The organism is Massilia sp. TSP1-1-2 (assembly GCF_049896185.1).
Classification (GTDB): domain Bacteria; phylum Pseudomonadota; class Gammaproteobacteria; order Burkholderiales; family Burkholderiaceae_D; genus Telluria_A.
The window spans coordinates 79038-105509 of sequence record NZ_JAFCTU010000019.1; the positions used below are offsets into that span (position 1 = coordinate 79038).

Here is a 26472-nt window from a genome sequence, read left to right on the forward strand (position 1 = left end):
GAAAATTCCTTGCCGCCATCTTTCCCACCAACTTGATCGCCCCCATGACTTCATCAGTTCGCACTCTCGTCCCCTTTCTCGCGTTTTTCTTGTCAGCCTGCGCCTCTGTGACGCCGCCCCAGCCCGCCGATGTTCGCAACCAATACATGGCGACGCTCAAGAGCCTGTGCGGCCAGCGCTTCGAAGGCGCCATGACCTATGCAATCGACCCCAAGCATGCCTTCGCCAACAAACTGCTCGTGGCCAATTTCGCCAGTTGCAGCGACACCGAAGTGCGCATCCCGGTCCAGGTCGGCGAAGACCGCTCGCGTACCTGGGTGATCACCCGCAACGCTAGCGGACTGGACTTGCGCCACGACCATCGCCACCCGGACGGCACGCCTGACACTGAAACCATGTACGGCGGCCCAGCCGAGGGCGCCGGGTCAGCACTGTCGCAGTCGTTCTTCGCCGACCCTTACACCGCCAAGCTGATCAAAGGTTCCGATACGAATGTCTGGACCATCAGCCTCAGCGCTGACAAGAACACGCTGACCTACCATCTCGAGCGTAACGCCAAGCCGCGCGTTGAAGCAGTGTTCAAACGCGTGTCGCGCTAGGCAAACGCGGCTGCGGACCCCGGCCCCGCGTATCGCTCCAGCACGTCGCGCGAGCTCATGATGCTGGCGTATTCCCCGTCCAGATTGGACAGCGCCATGGCATGCACGTCATCGGCACTGCGCGCGGTGCCGGCATAGTCGGTCTTGGCAAAGGCAAACGTCGCATCGGCCACGACCACGGTGTCAAAGCCCAAATTGCCAGCGCTGCGCGCGCTCGCCTCCACAGAATTATTGGTGCTCACGCCAACCATGACAACGCGTGCAATGCCGCGCACGCGCAGCCAGCGCTCCAGCGCGGTGTTGATGAACGCGTCCGGTACATTTTTCTCGAGCACGTGCGCGCCCGGCAGCGGTGTAAATCGGGCCTGGAACTCGGCGCCGCTCTGGCCCGGCGCGAACATGGACGTTGCCGAGCGCGATATATGGCGCACATGGACAATGGGCGCATCCATCGCGCGCCACGCCCGCAGCAAGCTGGCGATGTGACGCTCGGCATGCGGATTATTGCGCTGCCCGGCTTCCGGCATTGCCATGCAGTTTTGCATGTCGATAACGAGCAACGCTGGCATGTCTATCTGCATCCGGTTTCCCCCTATGATTGCGTTTCCTGTGGATGGCACCCGCTGCCTTAGTCCGACAGGCGCTGCAGCCTGCACCACGATACACCCCAGCGGTCTTCCTCGTGAAAAAACAGGGACGACGCATACAGGCCCGGTACCAGCCACAAGGCGGCCGCGTTCGGGCCGCCGGCAAAGTCGATCAAGCCGCCGGGGCTCGCGCCCGACAGCGGCAGGCGCGCGATCGACGTTGAAGTGTCCTGAACGCTGTTGGTGGCACACACCGCCACGACCGGCCCCTTGTCGACGCGATAGTGCAGGCCGCTCGCTTGCTGCAGGCCGTCGAAGGCCAGTGCGTACGCACGCGCTGCAGCCCGGTCGGCCTCGCTATCGGCATACTCGATCTGTGCCAGGCACAGCCGTTCGCGCGTACTGTCCACACTGATGGTAACCATGCCTGGCGCCACGCGCCACAGGTAGCAAGCGTTTGCGGGACCGTAGTGATGGATCGCTTCCAGGCCGCCAGAGTCGACAGCCTGCCCGAACCAGTGCGCGAAATCATCCGCGTTTGCAACAAGAACAGTGTCCCCATTGCACTCGACTTCGTCGGACCAGCCAGCTGATGCCTGGGCCGCCATTATTTTCTGGCGGCCTTTTTGCGCAAGCCTTCAAGCATCAGCGGAATGCTGTCCTTGCTGAGCGAATCGACGATCCATCCCAGCCCGAAAGGCACCGGGCCCGGATCGGTTGAAACAACATACTTGACGATGCTCTTGCCCGCCGTCGGGGCAGGCGTGAACTCCCAATAGCCGTTGGTGTCGGCGATGGTTTCCTCGGGCTTCAAGCCTTTCCACGGCAACTGGCTCCACGCTACCGTGCACGACTCGGGCGTGAGCACCGGCGTCATGCGCAGGCGGTATTTCTTGATTTTCCCCATCGGCAGGGTGAGCGTGACGTCAATGATCGTATGGCCCGGTTTCGACATCGCCACCTTGGTCGATTCGGTGTTCGGCATGAAACTCGGATAGTCGGGGTAATCCTGGATCAGCGCGCACAGCTTCTCGACCGGCGCGTTGATGATGGTGCCGGCGGCGAACGACTTTGCCGCGCTGCCGGGTTTGCTCGTTTCCACCAGCGTCACCGCCGTCTCCGACAGCTTGCGCGCATCGATCGGATCGGCGGCCTGCGCGGCGCTGGCGCACCCCAACAGGAAAGGGATGATGGCTTTGACGAGATGCATGAACGGACTGCTTTCAGAACGATATGGGTAGCGAATTCTTACCGAAGCGGCAAGGACGGTCAAGGAGGCAGCCGATTTTTACACGGGCGCGTGTCGGGATGATGAATGGCAAGCCGCCCCGTTTAGTCGCGGCAGAAGCCCTCGCCCGCTTCGATGACCACGCAATCCTTGCGCTTGGCCAGCCACTTCATGCCGGTCCCGGCGCCGTTGGTGGGCTTGATCGTCATCGTTTTGCCATCGCGCACGAAGGTGACAGCGTCACCGGCACCTTTGGCGTCGAAAGTGCGCGGGCCGTCCAGGTTCTGCACCGTTACCACGTATTTACCGCCCTCGCATTCCACCAGCAGGAAGGTGCCCTCGGGGCCGCTCCAGCGCCCCAGCAACGGCGCGGCAGGATCGATGACGCTGGCCGGATTGGTGACAGCCGGCCCGGGCGCCACGCCCGGTTTGCTGCAGCCGGCCACGCTTGCCAGCACGGCAGCCGCAAGTACGATGTGATTGAGTCGGATGGTATTTTTCTTCATGCTATTCCTGGACAGTAAACGCAAAAAACCGCCGGTTGCCCGGCGGCATTGAGCATACATCAATGATTCAACAGTACCTGCGCAATCAGGCCGGTGGCGATGGCAACGAGCAGGTAATCATTACCGGCCTGTACCCACTGGTAGCCACGCTGCGGCTCGTACAGGCGACGGCTGCGCCAGTCGCTGACTACATAGCGGCGGTCGCGGTATTGCTGCTCCACGTAGCCGCCCTGACGGTGCTGGTAGTACTGGTAGCGCTGCTGTGACTGGTAACGGTTGTCGCGGTAGTCGTTATGGTCGCGGCGCGAATAGTGCTCGTCGCGGCTGTAGCGGTCGTCGCGGTCGTCGCGGTCGTAACGGTCATTGCGGTCGTTGCGGTCGTTGCGGTCATAACGGTCATTGCGGTCGTTGCGGTCATAACGGTCGTTGCGATCATAACGGCCGTCGCGGTCCTGGCGCTCAATCCGCACGTTGCTATCGTTGTTGTAACCGTACGATTGAGCAAACGCCGCGCTTGAAGTCAGACAGGCTGCAGCGACTGCGAAGATGAGGGCTTTCTTGATCATTTGAAACTCCTTGATGAGGTAGAACCGTCCGGGGTTCAATCCTGCAGAACTACCTGCAGCGTGATGGGCCGCCACGTTTTGTCGCAACCCACAACCTCATTAGACCTGAGAACCGGACACAAGGGCATGCGCACGCGGTAAGAAGTGTTACAGGAGGTATCCAGCCAGATGTAACAGCTTTCAGCGCGCCAGACTGCGCAGCGCGCCCTCCAGACCCGGATGGGTGAACGCGAAACCGGACCCAAGGAGCTTGTTCGGCGCCACGCGCGAGCCTTCGAGCAGCAGGTCGGCCTGTTCGCCAAGCAGCAGACGCATCGGCAACCCGGGGGTGGGAAAGCCGTATGGCCGGCCCAGCACGCCCGCCGCCACGCGGCTGAAATCGGCCTGCGTCAAGCTTTCGGGCGCCGTAAAATTGTAGACCCCGTCCGCACCGCTGCGGCACAGGTGCGCCATGGCGTTGATGACGTCGTCAACATGAATCCACGACTGCCACTGCGCACCGCCCGCGAGCGGGCCACCCAGGCCCATTTTTATGGGCATCAGCATCATCGGCAGCGCGCCTTGCAGGCCGAGCACCACGCCGATGCGCATCAGCGCCACAGGCACGCCGTGGGTGCCTGCGGCTTGCGCCGCCGTCTCCCATTCGCGGCACAGATCCGACATGAAGATCGGCTGCGGCGGCGCGCTTTCGGTCAGTACGCTGTCGTCACCGCGCGCCTGGTTGCCGTAGTAGCCAATAGCCGACGCCGACAGCAGCAGCGCCGGTTTGTATTGGGCGCGTGCGATCCAGGAGACCACGTTTGCAGTGAGTTCAACGCGGCTCTTGCGCAGCGCGGCGCGGCGCGCTGCGGTCCAGCGCCAGCCCAGCACGCGCGCGCCGGCCAGGTTGATGATCACGTCCACCTGGCGCGATACGGGCAACTGGTCCATGCTGCTGATGCAGTCGACCCGACCGTCGAACATCCAAGCGGCCTGGCGCGCCTGGCGCGTAAGCACGGTCACGCGCTGGCCGTCGCGCAGCAAGGCGCGCACCAGTTTCTGGCCGATGAAGCCGGTGGCACCGGTCACCAGGAAGCTGCGCCCGGCCGCGCCAAAGCCCGGGGTGGCCGCGCTTGCTTGGAGCGCGGCGCGCCTTCCCAGCGCCAGCGCGGCAAAGCCGTCGCGCAGGCTTGAGACGCCCACGCCCACGCCGCACAGCGCAAGGAACACGCTAAGGGGGCCGTGCCATTGCCACACCAGCGCGCTGCCCTGCGCGTACCATGCGGGCGTATTCAAGGCCAGCAGCGTAATAAAGGCGCCGCCGTTCATGGCCAAGATAGTATGGGTGACGCGTTCCGTGGCCGGCAGCAGGCGGGTGCGGTCTTCCACCACGAAGTCCCACAGCGTGAGCACGATTTCAACGGTGAACACGAGCAGCAGCACCAGCGCCCACATGCCATGGAACTGCCAGGCCGACAGGCCGATGAAGAGCGCGGCGTAAATCATGGAACGCAGCGCGTGGATCGACAGTTCAAGGCGCGCCGTGGCGCGTCCGGGCAGCGCCTCGGTCAGTTCGTGGTGGTACAGCGTGTCGAAGGCGCCAAGGCAGCCTTGCGCGGCCATCAGTTGCAGCGCGAGCGTGTGCGTGTTCATGCCGCGACTTCCCTGAACACGCCCGCCTGCGTGAACGTGGTGCCAAACAGCGGGTGCCGGATGTCGATGCGGATGTCGAACTGGTTGGCGTTGTTGTTGCGATGGCACAGGAAGGTTTTGCCGGGGGTGAAAAGGCCGGGCAAGGGAATGCGCAAGCCGAACACTTCCCAGAAATAGCCGTCGCTCTCGAAGTGCAGGTTCCCATCGCGCACGTCGAGCACCAGCTTCATGCCAAGGCCCATGCCGACGTATTCGAGCACTTCGCCCTTGCTGCTCTCTTGCATGTAGGAAGTGAACTGCACGCTCTTGCGGCCATTCAGGCGGTAGATGCGCTGCTTGAAAATAGACGGGCAGTTCTCCTTCGAATAGACCTGGATATCGACCGGAAAATGGGCGTCGTTGTAGGGCATCAGCGCGCCCTGGATCATTGGCATGGTGAAGTAGCCCAGCACGCGGCCAAGTTTCGAGCATGTCAGTTCACTCAGTTCGCCGCGGTAGTTGAGCGGTTTGCCGGGCAGCGGATTCTTGTCGAAGCGGGCCTGGATATCGGGGTGAAGGCGGGACCATTCGGCGCCCAGAATTTTCTTGAATAATTCGCCTTCGGACGGAAGCGTCATGGCGCGGCCTTTGCACGATCGGTAAGAAAAAGATAAACCAGGGGCGGCAGCATGCCGGCCACCGCAATGCAGTCGAGCCAGACATTGTTCCAGCAGTCGGCGCGCAGCGAAAGCAAGATGTCTTGCGGTGCCCACAGCACAATGCCCGCAATCAGCGCGCCCCAGGCAAAGGCACTGCGCTGTTGCGCACCAATGTAGGCAAGGGCCCCCATCCACAGCGCCGCCGCCTGCACCGTGGGGCCGAACAGCGCAATCCACCAACTCTGGTGGACGCGCACCTGGTGCGGCACGTCGGCGCCCCAGAAGGCGGTTTCAATGCCGTGGTGGTAGCCCTCGAACAGAGCCGCGTTGACGAACAGCGGCAGCGCCGCGCCGACTACCAGGTGCAGGGCAATGCTGAAGTAGGTCACGCGCACGGCCCAGGTGCGCAGGAAGTCGTGGTTCATCGCCGGTTCCCGTCTTTGAAAAATGGATTGCCGTGAAAGCAGACGCCTTCTGCACAGGTGGGCGGCGCCTTGTAGCCGAGCAGTCGCGACATGGTGTAGCGGTTGCGCGCGAACGCGCGGTACAGGAACGAGAGCACGGAGCGCAGCACCGGCACGCGCAGCGGCCACACCAGGTAGCCGCGCCCGGCCAGCGTGTAAGCCGCCAGCAGGCTGTCGACGCCGACCAGCACCTTGCCTGCTGCGTTCTGGCTGTAGATTTCCAGGTTCAGCTGCGCCATGCTGGCGTTCAGGTGCGCCGGGTCGAAGCCATCGACCGAGATGTCGACAAAGGCAAGCTTGCCGGCCTTGTCCCACGTGCCCAGCTGGCGCATGCCGTTGGCGCAGAACGGGCATTTGCCGTCGTAATACAGGGTCAGTGCAGGCGTATTCATGCGGGGCCGTCCTTGTCGTCGTTGCCAATCAGGCGCGCCACCTTGCCGCCCATTTTGAGGAAGCGCTGCAGCGTGGCCGGCGGCAGGTGCTTGTAGTCGTCGTAGGTGGCGCCCAGCATCTCGAGGAACACCAGCACGTCGTGCATGCGCGCGAGCGACGCCGGTTGCAGCGACTCGTCCTTGGCGCCCTCGATAGCGCACTCGCGCAGCACGCTCAAGGTGGGATCGATTTCGCGCCGCTTGCGCTCTTCGACGATGACGCGAAAAATCTCCCATACGTCCTGCAGCGCGATGAAGTGATCGCGCCGGTCGCCCATCAGGTGCGTCACGCGAATCAGGTTCCAGCTTTGCAGTTCCTTGAGGCTGTTGCTGACGTTGGAGCGCGCCACGCCGAGCGACTCGGCGATGTCTTCTGCGGTAAGCGGACGGAGGGCCAGAAACAGTAGCGCGTGGATTTGTGCCACGGTGCGGTTCACGCCCCATTTGGTGCCCATCTCGCCCCAGTGCAGGATAAATTTTTGCTCGGTCGACCCCAGGGACATGTTTTCTCTCATTTCTTTAATTTCTGTCGTTACAGAAATTAAACGCTGAAATGACGTGAATGTCAATCCTTTGTAACGGTCCGTTCGATCCACCGGTTCTGCGTCACCACCTGCGCACCGATGGCAGCGAGCATGTGCATGATGCCCATGTAGGCGCGGTCGAAGTACGGCAGGTCCGGATGCATGCCGCTGGAAAAACGGGCCAGCGTTGCAGCGCCGTCCTTGTCGGGCACCGGCACCGGGGAACGATGGGCGAAATCGAAAGGACTGACGCGAAACGGCTCCAGCTGCCAGTTAACAATCGGCATCATCGCGGGCAGCAGTTCGCGCTCGAACTGCTCCTGGCCAAGTTCCTTGGAAATGACGCCCAGCGCAACGTAGGCAAGCCGCACGTCTTGCGCCGAGCCGCCATGCAGCAGCGCATTCCAGGCGCCCGACAAGATGGCCAGGAAACCAGGCGTGATTTCCTTGGTGCAGCCAAAATCGAGCAGGCCAAGACGCCCGTCAGGCATGAACAGAAAATTGCCGGGATGGGGGTCGGCATGCACGCGACCGAGCTCGAACAGGCTGTGGAAAAACCAGTCGAGCAGCAATTGGCCGGCGTGGTTGCGCGCCCCCTGGTCGGGCTTGGTGGCGAGCCACTGGTCAAGGTGCAGGCCGTCCAGGCGCGCCATGGTCAGCACGCGCTTGCTCGACTGCGCAGGAAATGGCTGGGGGATCACCACGCCGGGCAGCGTGACGCGTGCGCGAAACCACGCCAGCTGGCCGGCCTCGTGTTCGTAGTCGAGCTCCTCGCCCAGCTTGTGCGCCACCTCGGCCATCATCTGGTCGACCAGCGCTGGCGGCGGCATCATGCCGGTGGCAGGGCCCAGCGTCTCGAGCATGGAACGCAGCATGCGCAGGTCGCTGTTGATCGACGAACCAATGCCGGGATATTGCACCTTGACCGCGACGGCCGTACCGTCGGCCAGCGTGGCGTAGTGCACCTGCCCAAGGCTGGCGGCGGCGCAGGCTTGCGCGTCGAAGGTCGCGAACAGGTGCTCGGGCGCCTGGCCAAATTCGCTGCGAAAGACCTTGTGCACCAGCGCCCGATTGAGCGGCGTGACCTGGTAGTTACCCTTGGCGAGTTCTGCGCGCACGCCGGCCGGCAGGAAGTCCGCGTGGGCGCTGAGCAGCTGCGAGACTTTCAGCGCCGTGCCCTTGAGCTGATTGAGCGCGCGGAACATGATGCGGCCAAGGTCGGCCTCGAACTTGTCCTGCGCGCCGGCCTGGGCCTGGGCGCCGAGCGTGATTTTGCGGGCCTGGCGCCCGATGCGCGCCACGCCGGCCTGCGCCAGGGCCAGGCCGGCCACGCCACTGCGCGCCAGCTTGCCCGTTGGCGGCGCCTTCATGGCGCCACGCTGCCAAGGCCGCGGCGCGCGGTCTTGAGCAGGTCCAGCAAGCCCGAGCCGCTTTGCATCATGCGCGCCATCTGACTGCGCAGCATGAAGGTGGCCAGCTCGGACATCTTGTTCATCACGCCGCTTTTAAGCGCCAGCGTGACTACGCCGAGCGTGAGTTCAACCAGCTGGGTGGTGTCGGCAAATTCGTCCGATTCGTCCTTGAGCCAGTACAGGATGACGGCGAACAGATAGTCGGTAAACAGGCCGCCGATCAGGTTTTTGAAGTCGCAGGGGGCGATCTCGCCACTCTCCTCGGCGGCGGCGATGAACGCGACAACGCGCTCCTTGAGCAGGTGCTGGCTTTGCATGTCGTCGCGCATCATCACGAAAGGCGACTTGCGCACGATGGCGCGCGCGATCTCGACAAACTCGCGGTCAGGCAGCAAGCCTTCGAGCACGCCGTCGACCAGCAGCTGCAGCTTTTCGTGCAGCGTGAATTCTGGCAGGCCGGGGGTTTCGTCAAGCTGTTTCAAGGCGTCGGCGATGTTCAGCTCGAAGTACTCGAGCAGGATGCGCTCCTTGGTCGGGAAGTACTTGTAGATGGTGGCGTCGCCGATCCCCGCTTCGCGCGCCAGCTGCTTCATGGTGGTGGCGTCGTAGCCTTGCTCGGTAATGAGGTCGACGGCCGTGCGCAGGATGTGGCGGCGAGTTTTTTCTTGCTGGGATTTTGTGGTTTTCATGTACCTACTATACATTAAACAACAATTTTTTCAATTTAATGGATAGTAAATAGCGCGATTAGTGAGGGCGCATAGAAGCCACGTCGTGCGCGAGGACGATGCAGGGGTATGCGTTTTGAGCGGACTGCCGGTAAGCGTACTACGGCTTGGTATCTGGCTTGGTATCTGGCTTGGGTGGCGGCGGCAATGGCGTTGCCGATTCCTTGGGCTGGCCGTTGGCCCCCAGGATTTGAATGAATACTTCGTTTTGCTTGATCATGCCCAGCTCGTAGCGGGCGCGTTCTTCCACGGCGCCGGTGCCGTCCTTGAGGTCATCCACCTCGGAGGTCAGCTTGGCATTGCGCGCTTTCAGTTCTTCGGTGCGGGTCTTGGCCGCAGCCACCGAACTTTCCAGTTCCGATACGCGCAACCACCCTCCCTTGCCTAGCCACAGGGGCAATTGTACGAGCAGCAGCAAGGTCGCGAGAGCGAGCGTTATGAGGCGCATGGCATTCCAATACCGGCCGGCTGAAGTTAAAAACTCGCGCCGGCCGGGGTACTGATTACTTCAGGTTGTAGAAAGCACTACGGCCCGGATAGCTGGCGATGTCGCCCAGGTCTTCTTCAATGCGCAGCAGCTGGTTGTACTTGGCCATGCGGTCCGAACGCGACATCGAGCCGGTCTTGATCTGCATGGCGTTGGTGCCAACGGCGATGTCGGCGATGGTCGAGTCCTCGGTCTCGCCCGAACGGTGCGAGATGACGGCCGTGTAGCCGGCGCGCTTGGCCATTTCGATGGCGGCGAAGGTCTCGGTCAGGGTGCCGATCTGGTTGATCTTGATCAGGATCGAGTTGGCGATGCCCTTGTCGATGCCTTCTTTCAAGATCTTGGTGTTGGTGACGTACAGGTCGTCGCCAACCAGCTGCACCTTCTTGCCCAGACGGTCGGTCAGGATCTTCCAGCCATCCCAGTCGCCTTCGTGCATCGCGTCTTCGATCGAGATAATCGGGTACTTGTCGCACCAGGTTTCGAGCATGTCGGTGAACTCGGTGGCGGTCAGCTGCATGCCTTCGCCTTCGAGGTGGTACTTGCCGTCCTTGTAGAACTCGGAGGCGGCGCAGTCGAGTCCCAGGCAAATCTGGGTGCCCGGCTCGTAGCCTGCCTGCTCGATCGCCTGCATGATCAGCTTGATGGCTTCTTCATGGTTGGCCACGTTCGGTGCAAAGCCGCCTTCGTCGCCGACCGAGGTGGCCAGCTTTTTCTCGTGCAGGATTTTTTTGAGCGTGTGGAAGATCTCGGCGCCGTAGCGGATCGCTTCCTTGAAGCTTGGCGCGCCGACCGGAATGATCATGAATTCCTGGATGTCCAGGTTATTGTCGGCGTGGGCGCCGCCGTTAATCACGTTCATCATCGGCACCGGCATTTGCATCGCGCCCGAACCGCCGAAGTAGCGGTACAGCGGCAGGCCGGCTTCTTCGGCTGCGGCCTTGGCAACGGCCATCGACACGGCCAGCATGGCGTTGGCGCCCAGGCGGCTCTTGTTTTCGGTGCCGTCCAGGTCAATTAGCGTGCGGTCCAGGAAAGCCTGTTCGTTCGCGTCCAGGCCCATGATCGCTTCGGAGATCTCGGTGTTGATGTTCTCGCAGGCCTGCAGCACGCCCTTGCCGAAATAGCGTTTCAGATCGCCGTCGCGCAGTTCGATCGCTTCGCGCGAACCGGTCGAGGCACCTGAAGGCACGGCCGCGCGGCCCATCACGCCCGACTCGAGCAGCACGTCGCATTCGACGGTTGGGTTGCCGCGTGAATCCAAAATTTCGCGGCCGATAATGTCAACGATAGCACTCATTCTTATTCTCCAAAAGGGTAGGCAAAACGGTGAGCGGGTCCGGGAGGACCCGCCTGCATCTGTCAAGCGGTCGGGCGGCTACGGGCCGGTCGAATCAGTTGAAGCTCGATTCGAGAAAGCCTGCTTTCTTGACCACGCGGTCGAGTTCGACCAGGGTCGCGAGCAGTTCTTTCATGCGTCCCAGCGGGACCGCATTCGGGCCGTCCGACAGCGCCTGCGCGGGATTGGGGTGCGTTTCCATGAACAGGCCGGCGATACCGGCTGCCACGGCTGCGCGCGCGAGCACGGGAATGTGTTCGCGCTGGCCACCGGATGAGGTGCCCTGTCCGCCCGGCAGTTGTACCGAATGGGTCGCGTCGAACACGACCGGGCAGTTCGATTCGCGCATGATCGCCAGTGAGCGCATGTCCGAAACGAGGTTGTTGTAGCCGAAGGAGACGCCGCGCTCGCATGCCATGAAGTTGTCGGGATCGAGGCCCGCTTCCTTGGCCGCATGGCGCGCCTTGTCGATCACGTTCTTCATGTCGCCGGGCGCGAGGAACTGGCCCTTCTTGATATTGACCGGTTTGCCGGACTGCGCGCAGGCGACGATGAAGTCGGTCTGGCGGCACAGGAAAGCGGGCGTTTGCAGCACATCGACAACCGACGCCACTTGCGCGATCTCTTCGATCGTGTGGATGTCGGTCAGGACCGGCACGCCGATTTCGCGGCGCACGTCGGCCAGGATCTCGAGACCCTTGTCCATGCCGGGACCGCGGAAGGTGGTGCCGGACGACCGGTTGGCCTTGTCGAAGGACGACTTGTAAATGAACGGAATGCCCAGGCTTGAAGTGATTTCCTTGAGCGTGCCGGCCGTGTCCATCGCCATCTGGCGCGATTCGATCACGCAGGTGCCGGCGATCAGGAAAATCGGGTGCTCAAGGCCTACGTCGAAACCGCAAAGCTTCATGCTGCATCTCCTTGCAAAGCGAGCGTGCCATTGTTGGCCGCCGATTGTTGCTCATTGGCCGACTTGTGCGCCAGCGCGGCCCGGATGAACGACGTAAACAGCGGGTGGCCGGTACGCGGGGTGGACTTGAATTCAGGGTGGTATTGCACGCCCATGTACCACGGGTGGGAATTGGCGCCTTCGCGCGGCAGTTCCATGATTTCGCACAGGTCTTCGGTCGGGGTGCGGGCCGAGACGATCAGGCCGGCCGCTTCGACGCGTCCCAGGTAGTGGTTGTTCGCTTCGTAGCGGTGGCGGTGGCGTTCGGTGACGACGGCGCCGTAGATTTCAGCGGCCAGCGTGCCCGGATTGACCGCGCAGGTCTGGGCGCCAAGGCGCATGGTGCCGCCCAGGTCGGACGACTCGTCGCGTTTTTCGACCTTGCCGTCATGGTTTTGCCACTCGTTGATGAGGGCGACGACGGGGTGGTTGGTCTCGGTGTCGAACTCAGTGGAATTGGCGTCGCCCATGCCCGCCTTATGGCGCGCGTATTCGATCAGCGCGACCTGCATGCCCAGGCAGATGCCCAGGTACGGGATCTTGTTTTCGCGGGCGTATTGCGCTGCCATGATCTTGCCTTCCACGCCGCGCTTGCCAAAGCCGCCCGGCACCAGGATCGCATCGTACTTGCCCAGGTGTTCGCAACCCTTGGTCTCGATGTCTTCCGAATCAAGGTACTCGATGTTGACGCGGCTCTCGGTATGGATGCCGGCGTGGCGCAGCGCTTCGGTGAGCGACTTGTACGACTCAGTCAGGTCGACGTATTTGCCGACCATGCCGATGGTGACGGACGTCTTCGGGTTTTCCAGCGCATAAATGAGCTTGGTCCACATCGACAGGTCGGCCGGTGGCGCTTCAATGCCGAGCGCCTCCAGGATGATCGCGTCCAGGCCCTGGTCGTGCAGCATTTGCGGCACCTTGTAGATGGTGTCGGCGTCCCATACCGAAATCACGGCCTGCTCTTCCACGTTCGAGAACAGTGAAATCTTGGCCCGTTCGTCGTCCGGAATCGGACGGTCGGCGCGGCACAGCAGCGCGGTCGGCGTAATGCCGATTTCGCGCAGCTTTTGCACGCTGTGCTGGGTGGGCTTGGTTTTCAGCTCGCCCGCCGAAGCGATGTACGGCACCAGCGTCAGGTGGACAAAGGCGGCCGACTTGCGCCCGGCGCGCAGCGACAGCTGGCGCGCCGCTTCCAGGAACGGCAGCGATTCGATGTCGCCCACGGTGCCGCCGATTTCGACCAGCGCCACATCGACGCCTTCGGCGCCGCGGTAGATATAGTCCTGGATCTCGTTGGTGATGTGCGGGATGACCTGCACGGTCTTGCCGAGGTATTCGCCGCGGCGTTCCTTGCGGATGACCGATTCGTAGATCTGGCCGGTGGTGAAGTTGTTCACCTTGCGCATGCGGGTGCTGATGAAGCGCTCGTAGTGGCCCAAATCAAGGTCGGTTTCGGCCCCGTCGTCGGTAACGAACACTTCGCCGTGCTGCATGGGACTCATGGTGCCCGGATCCACATTAATGTACGGATCGAGCTTGAGCATGGTGACTTTAAGGCCGCGCGATTCAAGAATCGCGGCGAGAGAGGCGGCGGCAATCCCTTTTCCAAGGGAAGAGACGACACCACCGGTGACGAAGACAAATTTGGTCATTGCAGATAGTGCCGAACGGCACGTGCGGGAAATTGAAATTATACCTTAAACGGGTGAATACTGCCGCAAAACAAGGTAAAACTGGGCATCATGCCGGCGCCCTGCCCTCCTCGCCATTGCCATAGAAACGCACCAACTGTTCGACGAAGCGGGGCAAAGCCGCTTTGCCGGCCGAGGCGAGGTAAGCGACGCTGACGTCGATGAAGAGCAGCTCGCTCTCTTTCAGGTCCCGGTAGACGACGCCGCTGCGGCGAATGTTGCACAGCGAGCGCGCAATGAGCGCGACGCCGCCCTGGTTGGCGATCAGGCTGAGCAGCACGTGATGGTCGGCCGGTTCGGGCGCGCGTTGCGGCGCATAGCCGGCTTGCCGGAAAACGGCTTCGCAGGCGTCGTAAAAACCGGGATTTAGATCGCGTTTGAACCAGAACAGCAAGTCGTCGTTCAGTTCGCCAAGCCCGATGACTTTTCGTTTGCGCAGGCGGTGACTGGCCGGCAGTGCGACGCAAAATTGGTCTCGGTACAGCTGGCGCACGGTCAACACGGTCACGTCGGCGGTCTCGGTCGGCATGCCGATGATGGCTGCATCGAGCCGGTGCTGGAGCAGGTCGCGCACTGAGCGGACCGAACCCTGCCGTTTGAAGTCGCGCTCCAGGCCCGGCATTGCCGCTTCCAGGACGGGCAAGAGTTGCTGCAACGTCCCGGTATCGACAACCGTCGTCACGCCGACCCTGAGCGTGTCAACGACTGGGCCGAGACTGCCGCAAAAGCGCGCGCCCATGGCGTCGCACGCGGCCAGCAAGGTGCGCGCCTCGTCCAGGAAGCGCGCACCGGGGGCCGTCAGGCTTGCACCTTGATTGCTGCGCTCAAGCAGTTTGATACCCAGCGCGCCTTCAAGTTCGCTGATCTGGCGGCTCAGCGGCGGCTGGGTCATGTGCAGGCGCGCGGCGGCCTCGCGGAAATTGAGCGTCTCGGCCACCGCCACGAACATTTCCAGCTGCCTGAGCTTGAAGCGAAGCGCCATACCAAAAAGGTATCATAAAAATGGGATTGGCCATTGTAGCGCGGCTGGCCTATCTTGAGGCCACGCTGCCAAGTGCAGCGCAACCTGCACAGTGGAGGCAACATGAAACAACGCATTTTGGGACACAGCGGCATCGCCGTTTCGGCCGTCGGCCTGGGCTGCATGGGCATGTCGGAGTTCTACGGCGCCACCGACGACGCCGAAGCGCTGCGCGTGATTGGCCGCGCGCTGGAGCTGGGCGTGAGCTTGTTTGACACTGCCGACACCTACGGCGCCGGGCACAACGAGACGCTGCTGGCGCGCGCCCTTGGCAAGGATTCGGGCGCCGTGGTGGCCACCAAATTTGGCATCCGCCGCGCGCCGGGCGTGTACGAGCGGCGCATCGACAACAGCGCGGCGTATATCAGGCAAGCGTGCGAAGACTCGCTGCGCCGCCTGAAGGTCGACACCATCGACCTGTACTATGCGCACCGGCTGGCAAACGAGGTGCCGATCGAAGAGACGGTCGGGGCCATGGCCGAGCTGGTCGCGGAGGGCAAGGTGCGCGCGCTTGGCCTGTGCGAAGTGGGACCGGAGACACTGCGGCGCGCGCACGCAGTCCATCCGATCGCGGCGGTGCAAAGCGAATACTCGTTATGGACGCGCGACGCCGAATCGGCGTTGCTGCCGGCCTGCCGCGAGCTGGGCATCGGCTTTGTTGCCTACAGCCCGCTGGGGCGCGGCATGCTCACCGGGGCCATCGATGCGGGCACCGTGTTTGCCGCGGATGACTTTCGCAAGATTGCGCCGCGCTTCCAGAACGGCAACCTGGACGAGAACGTCAGGCTGGTGGCCGTGGTGACGGCGCTGGCGGCCGAGAAGGCTTGCACAGCCGGACAGGTGGCGCTGGCGTGGCTGCTTGCACAGGAGGGCGTGACCCCCATTCCCGGCACCAAGCGACGCGGCTATCTGGAACAAAATGTGGGCGCGCTCGCCGTTTGCCTGAACGCGACCGAACTGCAACGGCTGGACCGGGCCATGCCGTTGGGCGCCGCTTCCGGCGAGCGCTATCCTGCGGCCGGCATGCAAGGGCTTGGGAATTAAGCAGTTTGGCGGGGGGCATGTTTTCCCGTGCAACTTGGGAACTTTCTACTGCAAATTGATAGACGTGCGATGGGATGGTTAAAGCAAGAGGCCTGAAAAAAGCATTTCCGGATTTCTCTGAGCGCTAGCGAACAGACCGTCAATCGTGCGTCACTCAAGCTGGGATTTTTAATCAGTGGAGGTCACAATGTCCTACGAAGAACGCGATGCTTATGGCATGTATGTCGACAAAGGCCACAAGGGCCCAGGTCCTGAACTGATGGGGGCTGACACCCTGATCGGCGACCACGTACACAACCTGAAAAACGAGCACCTTGGCGAGATCAAGGAAATCATGCTCGACATGCGCAGCGGCAAGATTGCCTACGCGGTGATGTCCAGCGGCGGCGTGCTGTCGATCGGTGAAAAGCTGTTTGCGGTGCCTTGGGAAGCGTTGAAGCTGGATACCGCGAACAAGCGTTTTACGATGGACTTGCCGAAGGAGCGCATCGAGAATGCACCGGGATTCGACACGGATCACTGGCCTGACATGGCCAACGCCGAGTGGAAGAACGAGATTCACAGCTATTACGGCATGCCGGTGATGTAATGGCCTCGACCTCCGTTTCCGTCATGCATGCGTCAACGCGGCGCAGGCATGGCCACTAGCCTGACAGAGTAGATTCCCAGCGCGCGCAAGGTGGCCTCGGCTCGCGTTTCCGCCATGCATGCGTCAACGTGGCGCGGACATGGCGGAATGCGCGTTGCTTTTCCGCCCTACGTTTATGGCCACTAGCCGGACACCCTCGGTTTTTTGTCACGGTTAGCAAAAATTGCGGCTGGTCGTATCCAGCCGGCCCAGCAGGGCCGACATATCCACCAGCCGCTTGGCCACCAGGTGGCGCACCTGCCCTTCGCGCTGCCACACGCCATACACCCCCAGCAGCGTCGCCCCCAGTACTTCCTTGCGCTGCTGCTCCACCAGGCTCGGCCAGACGATGACGTTGACGTTGCCGGTCTCGTCTTCGAGCGTGACGAACAACACGCCCTTGGCCGTTCCCGGCCGCTGGCGCACCGTGACGATGCCGCACGCGCGCGCCAGTTGCCCATTCTTGTAATCATTGAGCGTGGACGCGGGCATGAAGCGCTGCCCCAGCAGGCGCGCGCGCAGCAGCGCCAGCGGATGGCGCCCCAGCGTCAAGCCCTGCGCCCGGTAGTCGCCGACGATATCCTCGCCTTCGCTTGGCGCCTGCAACACGGGCGTTTCTTCCACCAGCGAGGTGGGCCTGAGCAAGTCTTTGTCGGGCACCGCGCCCACCGCCTGCCACAGCGCCTGGCGCCGGTTGCCGGCCAGCGACTGCAGTGCATTGGCCCCGGCCAGTACCTGCAGATCGTGGCGGTCGAGCTGGGCGCGGCGCGCCAGATCGGTCACACTGTCAAAGGCGCGCATCGCCCGCGCATCCTCGATGCGCGCCGCGACCTCCTGACGCATGCCGCGCTGCAGGGACAGTCCAAGCCGCACCGCCGCCTGCGGCCGCCCGGACGGCTCGAGGGCCGAATCCCAGCTGCTGATCGCAATATCTACCGGCCGCACTTCAATGCCATGCCGCTGCGCATCTTGCACCAGCGCCGACGGACTGTAAAACCCCATCGGCTGGCTGTTGAGCAGCGCGCATAAAAACGCGGCCGGTTCGTGGCACTTGAGCCAGGAACTGGCGTAGGCCAGCAGCGCAAAGCTGGCTGCGTGCGACTCTGGAAAACCGTATTCGCCAAAGCCCTGGATCTGGCTGAAAATGGATTCGGCAAAGGCCAGGTCGTAGCCCCGCTCCAGCATGCCATTGACGATGCGCCCGTAATATTTTTCCAGCCCGCCCTTGCGCTTCCAGGCCGCCATGGCGCGCCGCAGCTGGTCCGCTTCGCCGGGGGTAAAGCCGGCCGCCACCATGGCCACCTGCATCACTTGTTCCTGAAAAATGGGAATGCCCAGCGTGCGCTCGAGCGCGACCTTCAGTTCCGGCTTGGGATAGACGGGCTGCTCCAAGCCTTGCCGGCGGCGCAGATAGGGATGCACCATGCCGCCCTGGATCGGCCCGGGCCGCACCACCGCCACTTCGATGACGAGGTCGTAAAAGGTGCGCGGCAGCATGCGCGGCAACATGCTCATCTGCGCGCGCGACTCGATCTGGAACACGCCCACCGTATCGGCCGCGCAGATCATGTCGTAGGTGGCCGGGTCTTCGGCGGGAATATCCTGCATGGAGAACACCGTGCCGCGCTGCTGTCCGACCAAATCGAGCGTGCGGCGCAGCGCCGAGAGCATGCCCAGCGCCAACACGTCAACCTTGAGCAAACCGAGTTCCTCAAGGTCATCTTTGTCCCACTGAATGACGCTGCGCTCGGCCATGGTGGCGTTTTCAATCGGCACCAGGCGCGAAAGCTTGCCTTGTGAAATGACGAAGCCGCCTGGATGCTGCGACAGGTGGCGGGGAAAACCGAGCAGGCGCTGCGCCAGCGTGGCCCACTGCTGGGCCAGCGCCGACTCGGGATCGAGCCCGCATTCGGCCAGCCGGTTGACCAGGTCTTCCTTGCTGTCGAACCAGTGATGGGTCTTGGCGACTTTTTCCACGATGGCAAGATCGATACCGAGCGCCTTTCCGCTGTCGCGCAGCGCACTTTTGGGGCGGTAGCTGATGACGACGGCGGCCAGCGCGGCGCGCGTGCGGCTGTACTTGGTGTAGATGTACTGGATGACTTCTTCGCGCCGCTGGTGTTCGAAGTCGACGTCGATGTCGGGCGGCTCGTCGCGCTCCTTGGAAATAAAGCGCTCGAACAGCAAGTTGCCGCGCGCGGGATCGACCTCGGTGATCGACAGGCAGTAGCACACGGCCGAGTTGGCCGCCGAGCCGCGTCCCTGGCACAAAATGCCCACCGAGCGCGCGAAGCGCACGATGTCGTAGACGGTGAGAAAATACGGTTCGTAGCGCAGAAACGCGATGAGCTCGAGTTCGTGCTCGATCTGGGCCTGCACCCGCGCCGGAATTCCCAGCGGAAAACGATGGTGGGCGCCGATATAAGTTTCCTTGCGCAGGTAACCGCTCGCCGTTTCCCCGGGCGGCACCAGTTCGTCAGGGTATTCGTAGCGCAGTTCTTCCAGCGAAAACGTGCACAGGCGCGCGATGCGCAGCGTTTCGGCCAGCGCTTCAGGGGCGTAGATATTGGACAGGCGCAGCCGCGCGCGCAAATGCTGTTCGGCGTTTTGCGACAGCGCGTAGCCGCACTCGCCCACCGGCTTGCCGATGCGGATCGCACACAATGTGTCGTGCAAGGGTTTGCGCGAGCGCACGTGCATGCACACATGGCCGACAGCGGTGATCGGCAAGCCGTGCTGCCAGGCAACTTCTTCGACCGTGGCGCGGTGGGCGTCGTCAAAGGCGCGGTGCAGCAAATTGAGGCCGAGCCAAGAGCGCCCGGGGAAGGTGGCGGCGATCCAGGCGGCCTGCGCGTGCAGGCGGTCGACGCAGGCGCTGTCGTAGCCCGGATAGGCCGGCAGCAGGATGGCCAGGCAGTCGGGCAAGTTTGCAAGATGCGCGTACAAGGGCGCCGGCGAAGCGAAGTCGGCCGGGGTAAGCAGATAAGTGCCCTTTTCGCTGCGCGTGCGGCCCACAGTGATCAGTTCGGACAGGTTGCCGTAGCCATTGCGGTTTTGCGCCAGCACGATGAGCGAGAGCGCGGCGCTGCCGTCTGGATTGGTGAGGTGAAAATGGGCACCGATGATCAGCGGCAGCGCCGCCTTTTTAGCTTCGGCGTGAGCACGCACTACGCCGGCGAGCGAGCATTCATCGGTGATGGCCAACGCGCTATAGCCTAGCTGCACCGCGCGCGCGACGAGCTCCTCGGCGTGCGAGGCGCCGTGCAGGAAAGAGAAATTGGACAGGCAGAACAGCTCGGCATAGTCGGGCAAACTCTGGGCTGTGGCAGCGGGAAACATGGCGAGAAGCTACAATATAGGTAAGTGAGACTACTGTATAGATGTACAGTATATCGCATCGTCTTCGCATCGACAAATTCAAGGAAATCGGTATGCAGGTGGCACTATTGCGCTGTTTTGGGGCGGTTCCGGGAAAGGGAAACATTGCCCAGGTGATCGAAGACGGTCCGGTGGCGGTGGCGCAGCGGCAACTGCTGGCGCGCGAGAGCGGCCACAGCGCCACCGTGTTCCTGACGCCGCCGGCGGGCGAACGCGGCGCGTGGGTGGCCGACTTTTACTACCCGCATGCGCGCAGCGTGCTATGCCTGCATGCATCGCTGGCGGCGGCGCATGTGCTGTGCAGCCGCCAGCCTGGTACGCCGGTGGTGCTGGAAACGGCGATGCGCAGCCAGTTGCTGACGCTTGCGCGCGATGGTGAAGCGCTGTATGCCAGCGTGCGCAGGCAGGCTGTGGCGCCGGTTGGCATTGCACCGGGTTTGCCCGCGCGCCTGCTGGGCGAGCCTGGCCTGCGCCTGGCCGCGCCCGCGCTGCTGTCGTCGGTGGGCAGCCCCAAGCTGCTGATCGCAGTGGCGGACCGCGCCGCCTTGTACGCGCTCACGCCGCCGCTGGCCGACATTGTGGCGTGGAGCAAGGAAAACGGCGTCAATGGTTGCTATGTGTATTGCCGCACCGGCGAGCGCGAATATGAAGGACGCAATTTCAACCATCCGGACCCGGCCGGCGAAGACAGTGCGACCGGGGTCGCCGCCGGGGCGCTCAGCGCGTGGCTGGGGCATGGTCTGGTCGTGCTGCAGGGTGCCCTGCTGGGCAACCCGTGCCGGATGGTCACCCGCATCGATGGCAAGGATATTTTTGTAGGCGGCGCAACAGAAGTGCTGGCGCAATAACCTTTGATATGATGCTCGCTTTGCAAAAGCGCTTTCCTGGAGAATACGAATGAAATTTGTCAAGATGCTGGGCGTGGCAGCGGTGCTGGCCGCCGGTGCGATGGGGGTTGTACCTGCCGCAGTTGGCGCGCCCGCTGCCGCGCCAGCGGCATCGACCGTGATTACGGTCGGTCATGTGAAGGCGGTGACGGCGCTGCTGGAAGCGATGCAGGCTGAAAAGATGATGCGCACCACAGCGTCGCTGAGCAAGTATGCCAATGAAGCGCAGCGTGCGTCTGTGTTCGCAAAGCTGGATAAAATGCCCAAGGAGCAGATTTATGCGCGCCTGGCTTATCCGCTGGCCAAGGCGATCAGTGCTGAAACGGCGACCGAAATGACGCGCTTTTATAACACGCCGTATGGCAAACAAGTCGTCTACCAGATGTATAACAGCGGCGGCGGCATGCAAGGCATGGGCATGGGCGGCGCCAAGGCGACCGACGCGGCCGAAAAGAAAGAAATGAAACGGCCGGAGTATGTCAAGGCGAAGAAGGAATTGGCCGATGCGGACAGCGCGATCAGTCATGAAGCGTTTGTGTTGTTGCAGGCGATTTCAAAGAAATAAAATTTCGGCTGCAGCGCAAGACGAAGCGTGGAAAGAAAGCGTGGCGACAACGCGTGATGGCGACTACTTGGGCGGGAACGCGATCGTCACGCTCAGGCCGCCCAGCCGCTCTGACTGGCCCAGCGTGAGCAGCGCGCCGTGGCGCACGGCGATCGCCTTGATGATCGCCAATCCCAGCCCGCTGCCATTCGCTTCGCTCCCCGCCACCCGGTAAAACCGGTCGAACACGCGCTCGCGTTCGTCGGCGGGAATCCCCGGCCCGCTGTCTTCCACGCACAGCACCACGCCCTGCGCGCCGGCGCTCACCTCGACGTCCACCCTGCCGCCGGCCGGCGTGTATTTGATGGCGTTGTCCACCAGGTTGCGCATCAGGATATGCAGCGCGTCGCCCTGCCCTGTTACGATTGCCGTGTCGGCCCGCTGCAGCCCCAAATCGAGGCCCTTGCCTTGCGCCGCATGCGCCATCTCGGCCACCGCGCGGCGCGCCGTTTCGGCCAGGTCCACCTGTTCGCTGCGCGCGCCGCTGGCAGCACTGGCTTCCTGGCGCGCCAGCACCAGCAACTGTTCCACCAGCCGCGTGGCGCGCTCGATGCCGGCCGTCAGGCGCGCAATGGCCACCCCGCGTGCCTCGCCACTGTCGGCCCGCTCCAGGCTCAGCGCCTGCAGCTTGAGCGCGGCCAGCGGTGTGCGCAGTTCGTGCGCGGCGTCGGCCACGAAATGCTGCTGCGCTTCAAACGCCGTCTTGACGCGTCCGAACAGCAGGTTCAGTTCCTGCACCAGCGGCAGCACCTCGTCGGGCAGCCCGGCGTCCGACACCGGCGACAGATCGTCGGCCTGGCGCGCCGCCACCTGCGAGCGCACCCGCGCCACGGGCGCGAGCGAACCGCTGATCACCCACCACACCACCAGCATCAGGATCGGCATCATCACCGCGATCGGCCCCACCGTGCGCAGCGCCATGTTGCCGGCCATGTTGCGGCGCACCGCCATGTCCTGCGCCACCTGCAGCGTCTGGGTCGGGGTCTGGATCGAGAACACGCGGTAGGTCGTGTTGTTCTCGTTGACGTTGGAAAAACCGAGCACCGCGTGCTGCGGCAAGCGCGCGCTGGAGACGGTGCGAAACACTTGCACCCCGTCCGGGGTCCACACTTGCACCATCAATTCATTGTTTTCGGACTGGGCGTCGATCCCGGCCTGCACTTCGGTGTTCGACAGCGGCACGCTGGAACGCAGCGCCAGCGCCATCTGCTGCATGTGGTAGTCGAAAATCTGGTCGGCGTTGTCGAGCGCGGTGCGGTAGGCGATGGAGGCTTGCACCACGGCGGCGATGCTGATGGCGGCGAGCAAAAACCACAGCAGGCGCCCGCGCAGCGAGTGTGACACCGAGCGCGACACTGAGCGCGACACGTCCGACGCCTTCATGGCTTGGGCACCATGTAGCCAACGCCGCGCACGTTCTGGATCAGTTCACTGCCCAGTTTCTTGCGCAAGCCGTGGATATACACTTCGACCGCATTGCTGCTCACTTCGTCGCGCCAGCTGTACAGCTTTTCTTCGAGCTGAGCGCGCGAGAGTACGGCGCCCGGACGGGCGATCAGCGCTTCAAGCACAGCCCATTCGCGCGCCGACAAGGTGACGGCCACCCCGTCGGCCTGCACTTCGCGGGTGGCCGGATTGATGGTGATGTTGTTGTGTTCAAACACGGGCTCGGCGCGTCCGGAAGCGCGCCGCACCAGCGCGCGCAGGCGCGCCAGCAACTCGTCGAGGTCATAGGGTTTAAGGACGTAGTCGTCGGCGCCGGCATCGAGCCCGGCGATGCGCTGCTCGACCGCGTCGCGCGCGGTGGCGATCAGCACCGGCGTGCGGTCCTTGCGGGCGCGCATGGCGCGCAGCACTTCCAGGCCATCCTTGCGCGGCAAGCCCAGATCGAGCATGACCAGGTCATAGCTTTGCGACTGGCGCAGCGCCGTATCGGCCATTTCGCCATCCTTGACCCAGTCGACGGCGTAGTGCTCGGCCCTGAGCAGGTCGAGCACCACTTCGCCGATCATCGTATCGTCTTCCACCAGCAGCAGGCGCATCGCTATTCCTCGTTCAACTGGTGGGACGACCAGGCAAGCTGTCTGCTAGCCGATCCGCACCGGGATAAATATCTTGTCGGCGCCGCGCTGGATCAGCAAGGCCACCGACTTGGTCGACTTGCCGACCACGTCGCGCACCTGGCTGACGGAACTGACCGGCCGGCCGTTGACCGACAATAATACGTCACCGGGCTGCACACCGGCGTTGGCCGCCGCGCCGGCCGCGTCTTCGATCACCAGGCCGGAGGCGATGCCGGACTGGCGCCGCTCGTTCGGGTCGAGCGGGCGCAGTGACAGACCCAGGCGCGAGCCGCTGTCCACGCCGGCCACTTCCTCGCGCTCGGCCGGATCGGCCTTGTCGCTGGCGTTGGCCAGGCGGGCGTCGATGCGCACGATGCTACCGTCACGCCAGACATCGAGCGCCACCTTGTCGCCCGGTTGCGCCAGGCTGAGCATGGCCGGCAGGTCGCCGGAGGCGATGATTGCCTGGCCATTGAGCTTGCGGATCACGTCGCCGGACTTGATGCCGGCCTTGTCGGCGGCCCCGCCTTTTTCGACGTTGGCCACCAGTGCGCCTTCGGGCGAAGCGAGCTTGAAGGAATCGGCAAAGCCCTGGTTCACTTCCTGCACCGTCACACCGAGCTTGGCATGCTGCACCTTGCCGGTCTTGACGATCTGCTCCTTGATGCGGAAGGCGACGTCGATCGGAATGGCGAACGACAATCCCATGTAGCCGCCGGTCTGGCTATAGATTTGCGAATTGATGCCGACCACTTCGCCCTTGGTATTAAACAGCGGGCCACCCGAGTTGCCGGGATTGACGGCGACGTCGGTCTGGATGAAGGGCACGTTGCTGTCGTCGGGCAGCGAGCGGCCCTTGGCGCTGACCACGCCGGCGGTGACGGAACTGTCCAGGCCAAAGGGCGAACCGATGGCCAGGACCCATTCGCCCACTTTCAATTCATTGGAGCGGCCGATCGGCACCACCGGCAAATTGTTAGCGTCAATCTTGAGCACCGCCACGTCCGTCTTGGGGTCGGAGCCGAGTACGCGGGCGCGGTATTCGCGCCGGTCCTGCAGCTTGACGGTGACTTCGGTGGCGTCGCGCACCACGTGCGCGTTGGTCAGGATGACACCGTCCGGGCTGATGATGAACCCGGAACCGGCGCCAAAAACGGGTCTGTCGCGTTGGGCGCGCGCATTATTCTGCGGGCCCTGGAAGCGACGGAAGAATTCAAAAAACGGATCGTCCTCGTCAAACTGGGGAGCGCGCTGGCCGCGTTCGGCCAGTGCAGTCTTGGTGCTGCCCATGACACGGATATTCACGACGGCCGGGCCGTTGCGCGAGACGATCTGGGTGAAGTCAGGCAGCACGACGCCGGCACCCAGCGGTGCCGGCGCGGCCGTTGCCGGGGCCGCGGCGGCCACGACGGGAACGGCGGCGACGGCGCTGTTATGGTTGACCGTGATCGCTCCAACCGCCCCGCCGATGGCGCCTGCGGCGACCAAGGCAAGGGTGAGTCGCTTCGCGGTAATGACAGTGGTGGCACCTGCGTTATGCATGACTTAACTCCTGGATTGAAATGGGTTGCTGACGGGATGAATAATGATCGATCAGACTTAGGGTTACCTTAAGTTTTTGGAATGGGTGCCCGTGAAAGGGGGCGAGCTGCACGCAGCGCCGGTAAAGAGGTGCGTTAGCGGCGGCCACCTCTATATCGTCCTCGCGCACGCGAAACGGGGCGCCCCAACATGCGGGCGCCCCGTGCTTCCTCAGTAAAGCCTTATGCAGCCTGGCGTTGCTCCAGCGCCTGCACGTTGCTGCCCTCGGCCGCGTCGATGACGATCTTGCGCGGCTTGAGCACCTCGGGTACTTCGCGCACCAGTTCAATGGTCAGCATGCCGTTGTCGAACGACGCGGTGGTGACCTTGACGTGGTTGGCCAACTGGAAGCGCTGCTCGAAGTCGCGCGCCGCAATGCCGCGGTGCAGGTAGGTACGCTGCTGCTCGTCCTTCTGCTTGCGGCCCGTGACGTGCAGGGTGTCACGCTCGGCGACGATCTCCACTTCCGCCCGGTCAAAGCCGGCCAGCGCCATGACGATGCGGAACTTGTCCTCGCTGACCAGTTCGATATTGTAGGGAGGATAGCTGGGCTGCACCTCGGTGCGCTGCGATTCCAGCAGGTTGGCCAGGCGGTCAAATCCGATAGTTGAACGGCATGTCGAACCTCACCCCCGCTTTGCAATTTTATCGAAAAAACTTTTCAGGAACAAGGACTTGAGATATGGCAATGCCAAATCAATTACACTTTTATTATAGCCATTTATAATGCCGTTGAACTTGCCTGTATTTGCACAAAAATGAAATTCAACTGACTCGTTCACGCGCGCTACTAACCTCCAATAATGGAGTCGTGCATGTGCCGTGTATCTCAACAGTCGGTATGACAACCCACACACGATAGTCGCTGCGGCCCGGGGGCTTCGAGTCTTTAATCGCTTTGTCGACGCATTTGACATTGATATTGCATCCCGCGCACTCGAGGCCGGCTGCTTGACCGAGGGAGAAAAGAAGGCCCTTTGTCAGCTCGTTTTCTACCCAGTCGAGCAGATCGAGGGCATGTCTGATCGTGCCGTGCGGATGATCGCATCGGCGCAGAAGAACGGGGACCCGTCGCCAATCACAGGGGCCGTGGAGTCGAACACCGCAGTCAAGCAACTCCTCCAGATCGCAGAGTTCCTGCTTTGGTATCTCGAAAAGGTACTGGAACCGCGCATGCCCTTGGGGTCGCCCGTTGCCGAGGCGCTGCGGCGTGCGTACGAGTCATGCGCGAAGGAACTTAAGCGAGCGGTGGGGGACAACAAATCGTCACATCCGCATAAAATCAAGTCGGTACCCACCAAAAGGTTCCTCGAAATCTACGCGGCGCTGTACTTCCACGCGGAGGACATATTACAGACTAAGAGCGGCAAGCCCGGTAGCAACCCAATCCACCCAAGTTAAGACATTTCGTGACTATTCAGCCTGAGCGCACAGTGTAGAAAGTTGTTGTAAACAAATCTTAGATAACGCATCATGGGGCATGCC

General features: G+C 62.8%; 28 protein-coding genes. 6 read left to right on the forward strand and 22 right to left on the reverse strand.

What is annotated here, in order from left to right:
• Window positions 1–146 precede the first annotated feature (146 nt).
• The gene (locus ACP7BV_RS17045; RefSeq protein WP_426105506.1) at window positions 147–599 is read left to right on the forward strand and encodes a hypothetical protein; all 453 of its coding nucleotides are present in this window, start codon (window positions 147–149) and stop codon (window positions 597–599) included.
• On the opposite strand, the gene ACP7BV_RS17050 is transcribed toward ACP7BV_RS17045, so the two are convergent.
• From ACP7BV_RS17050 to ACP7BV_RS17130, 17 genes are all read right to left on the reverse strand, one after another.
• Window positions 596–1168 (reverse strand): cysteine hydrolase family protein, encoded by a 573-nt coding sequence (locus tag ACP7BV_RS17050; protein WP_426105507.1) that lies wholly within the window; start codon window positions 1166–1168, stop codon window positions 596–598. The two genes, ACP7BV_RS17045 and ACP7BV_RS17050, sit on opposite strands and share 4 nt — an antisense overlap.
• 59 nt (window positions 1169–1227) lie before the next feature.
• A complete protein-coding gene (locus ACP7BV_RS17055) occupies window positions 1228–1794 on the reverse strand; it encodes a hypothetical protein (RefSeq protein ID WP_426105509.1) in 567 nt (188 codons plus the stop codon).
• A complete protein-coding gene (locus ACP7BV_RS17060) occupies window positions 1794–2396 on the reverse strand; it encodes an SRPBCC family protein (protein ID WP_426105510.1) in 603 nt (200 codons plus the stop codon). Before ACP7BV_RS17060 ends, ACP7BV_RS17055 begins: the two co-directional genes overlap by 1 nt.
• Window positions 2397–2518: 122 nt before the next feature.
• Complete coding sequence (locus ACP7BV_RS17065; RefSeq protein ID WP_426105511.1) at window positions 2519–2920, reverse strand: hypothetical protein; 402 nt, start codon at window positions 2918–2920, stop codon at window positions 2519–2521.
• Between the two features lie 59 nt (window positions 2921–2979).
• Window positions 2980–3486: an RcnB family protein gene (locus ACP7BV_RS17070; RefSeq protein WP_426105512.1), complete on the reverse strand. Its 507-nt coding sequence runs from the start codon at window positions 3484–3486 to the stop codon at window positions 2980–2982.
• Window positions 3487–3666: 180 nt separating this feature from the next.
• A complete protein-coding gene (locus tag ACP7BV_RS17075) occupies window positions 3667–5118 on the reverse strand; it encodes a TIGR01777 family oxidoreductase (RefSeq protein WP_426105514.1) in 1452 nt (483 codons plus the stop codon).
• Complete coding sequence (locus tag ACP7BV_RS17080) at window positions 5115–5735, reverse strand: DUF4166 domain-containing protein (protein WP_426105516.1); 621 nt, start codon at window positions 5733–5735, stop codon at window positions 5115–5117. Before ACP7BV_RS17080 ends, ACP7BV_RS17075 begins: the two co-directional genes overlap by 4 nt.
• Window positions 5732–6181: a cell division protein gene (locus tag ACP7BV_RS17085; RefSeq protein WP_426105517.1), complete on the reverse strand. Its 450-nt coding sequence runs from the start codon at window positions 6179–6181 to the stop codon at window positions 5732–5734. Before ACP7BV_RS17085 ends, ACP7BV_RS17080 begins: the two co-directional genes overlap by 4 nt.
• Window positions 6178–6612 (reverse strand): thiol-disulfide oxidoreductase DCC family protein, encoded by a 435-nt coding sequence (locus ACP7BV_RS17090; protein WP_426105518.1) that lies wholly within the window; start codon window positions 6610–6612, stop codon window positions 6178–6180. The genes ACP7BV_RS17085 and ACP7BV_RS17090 overlap by 4 nt, the downstream gene beginning before the upstream one ends.
• Window positions 6609–7154 carry a GbsR/MarR family transcriptional regulator gene (locus ACP7BV_RS17095; protein WP_426105520.1) on the reverse strand — a complete coding sequence of 182 codons (546 nt, stop codon included), beginning with the start codon at window positions 7152–7154 and terminating at the stop codon, window positions 6609–6611. The genes ACP7BV_RS17090 and ACP7BV_RS17095 overlap by 4 nt, the downstream gene beginning before the upstream one ends.
• 62 nt (window positions 7155–7216) lie before the next feature.
• The gene (locus ACP7BV_RS17100) at window positions 7217–8545 is read right to left on the reverse strand and encodes an ABC1 kinase family protein (RefSeq protein ID WP_426105521.1); all 1329 of its coding nucleotides are present in this window, start codon (window positions 8543–8545) and stop codon (window positions 7217–7219) included.
• Window positions 8542–9276, reverse strand: coding sequence for a TetR/AcrR family transcriptional regulator (locus ACP7BV_RS17105; protein WP_426105523.1), 735 nt, complete (start codon window positions 9274–9276; stop codon window positions 8542–8544). Before ACP7BV_RS17105 ends, ACP7BV_RS17100 begins: the two co-directional genes overlap by 4 nt.
• A gap of 139 nt (window positions 9277–9415) precedes the next feature.
• Entirely contained in the window at window positions 9416–9763 is a 348-nt protein-coding gene (gene ftsB, locus ACP7BV_RS17110) for a cell division protein FtsB (protein ID WP_426105524.1), read from the reverse strand.
• A gap of 55 nt (window positions 9764–9818) precedes the next feature.
• Window positions 9819–11102 (reverse strand): phosphopyruvate hydratase, encoded by a 1284-nt coding sequence (eno, locus tag ACP7BV_RS17115; protein WP_426105526.1) that lies wholly within the window; start codon window positions 11100–11102, stop codon window positions 9819–9821.
• A 94-nt stretch (window positions 11103–11196) separates the two neighbouring features.
• Window positions 11197–12051: a 3-deoxy-8-phosphooctulonate synthase gene (gene kdsA / locus ACP7BV_RS17120; protein ID WP_426105528.1), complete on the reverse strand. Its 855-nt coding sequence runs from the start codon at window positions 12049–12051 to the stop codon at window positions 11197–11199.
• Window positions 12048–13742, reverse strand: coding sequence for a CTP synthase (locus tag ACP7BV_RS17125; protein ID WP_426105529.1), 1695 nt, complete (start codon window positions 13740–13742; stop codon window positions 12048–12050). Before ACP7BV_RS17125 ends, kdsA begins: the two co-directional genes overlap by 4 nt.
• Window positions 13743–13830: 88 nt before the next feature.
• A complete protein-coding gene (locus ACP7BV_RS17130) occupies window positions 13831–14763 on the reverse strand; it encodes a LysR family transcriptional regulator (RefSeq protein WP_426105530.1) in 933 nt (310 codons plus the stop codon).
• Between the two features lie 102 nt (window positions 14764–14865).
• Here ACP7BV_RS17130 and ACP7BV_RS17135 point away from each other — a divergent pair, with 102 nt between their 5' ends.
• Both ACP7BV_RS17135 and ACP7BV_RS17140 read left to right on the forward strand, forming a co-directional pair.
• Window positions 14866–15846, forward strand: a complete 981-nt coding sequence (locus ACP7BV_RS17135; protein ID WP_426105531.1) for an aldo/keto reductase — start codon at window positions 14866–14868, stop codon at window positions 15844–15846.
• 187 nt (window positions 15847–16033) lie between these two features.
• Window positions 16034–16435, forward strand: a complete 402-nt coding sequence (locus ACP7BV_RS17140; protein ID WP_426105532.1) for a PRC-barrel domain-containing protein — start codon at window positions 16034–16036, stop codon at window positions 16433–16435.
• 213 nt (window positions 16436–16648) lie between these two features.
• Here ACP7BV_RS17140 and ACP7BV_RS17145 read toward each other — a convergent pair whose 3' ends face one another.
• Complete coding sequence (locus ACP7BV_RS17145) at window positions 16649–19813, reverse strand: error-prone DNA polymerase (RefSeq protein WP_426105534.1); 3165 nt, start codon at window positions 19811–19813, stop codon at window positions 16649–16651.
• Window positions 19814–19905: 92 nt separating this feature from the next.
• Between ACP7BV_RS17145 and ACP7BV_RS17150 the strand changes: the two genes are divergently transcribed.
• Window positions 19906–20700, forward strand: a complete 795-nt coding sequence (locus ACP7BV_RS17150; protein WP_426105535.1) for a PhzF family phenazine biosynthesis protein — start codon at window positions 19906–19908, stop codon at window positions 20698–20700.
• Between the two features lie 49 nt (window positions 20701–20749).
• A complete protein-coding gene (locus tag ACP7BV_RS17155) occupies window positions 20750–21304 on the forward strand; it encodes a hypothetical protein (protein ID WP_426105537.1) in 555 nt (184 codons plus the stop codon).
• Window positions 21305–21367: 63 nt separating this feature from the next.
• On the opposite strand, the gene ACP7BV_RS17160 is transcribed toward ACP7BV_RS17155, so the two are convergent.
• The 4 genes from ACP7BV_RS17160 to ACP7BV_RS17175 form a co-directional block, all read right to left on the reverse strand.
• A complete protein-coding gene (locus ACP7BV_RS17160) occupies window positions 21368–22726 on the reverse strand; it encodes an ATP-binding protein (protein ID WP_426105538.1) in 1359 nt (452 codons plus the stop codon).
• Complete coding sequence (locus ACP7BV_RS17165) at window positions 22723–23385, reverse strand: response regulator (RefSeq protein ID WP_426105539.1); 663 nt, start codon at window positions 23383–23385, stop codon at window positions 22723–22725. Before ACP7BV_RS17165 ends, ACP7BV_RS17160 begins: the two co-directional genes overlap by 4 nt.
• Window positions 23386–23430: 45 nt before the next feature.
• Window positions 23431–24948 carry a Do family serine endopeptidase gene (locus ACP7BV_RS17170; protein WP_426105541.1) on the reverse strand — a complete coding sequence of 506 codons (1518 nt, stop codon included), beginning with the start codon at window positions 24946–24948 and terminating at the stop codon, window positions 23431–23433.
• Between the two features lie 221 nt (window positions 24949–25169).
• Window positions 25170–25568, reverse strand: a complete 399-nt coding sequence (locus tag ACP7BV_RS17175) for an Hsp20 family protein (protein WP_426105547.1) — start codon at window positions 25566–25568, stop codon at window positions 25170–25172.
• A 241-nt stretch (window positions 25569–25809) separates the two neighbouring features.
• Here ACP7BV_RS17175 and ACP7BV_RS17180 point away from each other — a divergent pair, with 241 nt between their 5' ends.
• The gene (locus tag ACP7BV_RS17180) at window positions 25810–26388 is read left to right on the forward strand and encodes a hypothetical protein (RefSeq protein WP_426105542.1); all 579 of its coding nucleotides are present in this window, start codon (window positions 25810–25812) and stop codon (window positions 26386–26388) included.
• Window positions 26389–26472: the final 84 nt, after the last annotated feature.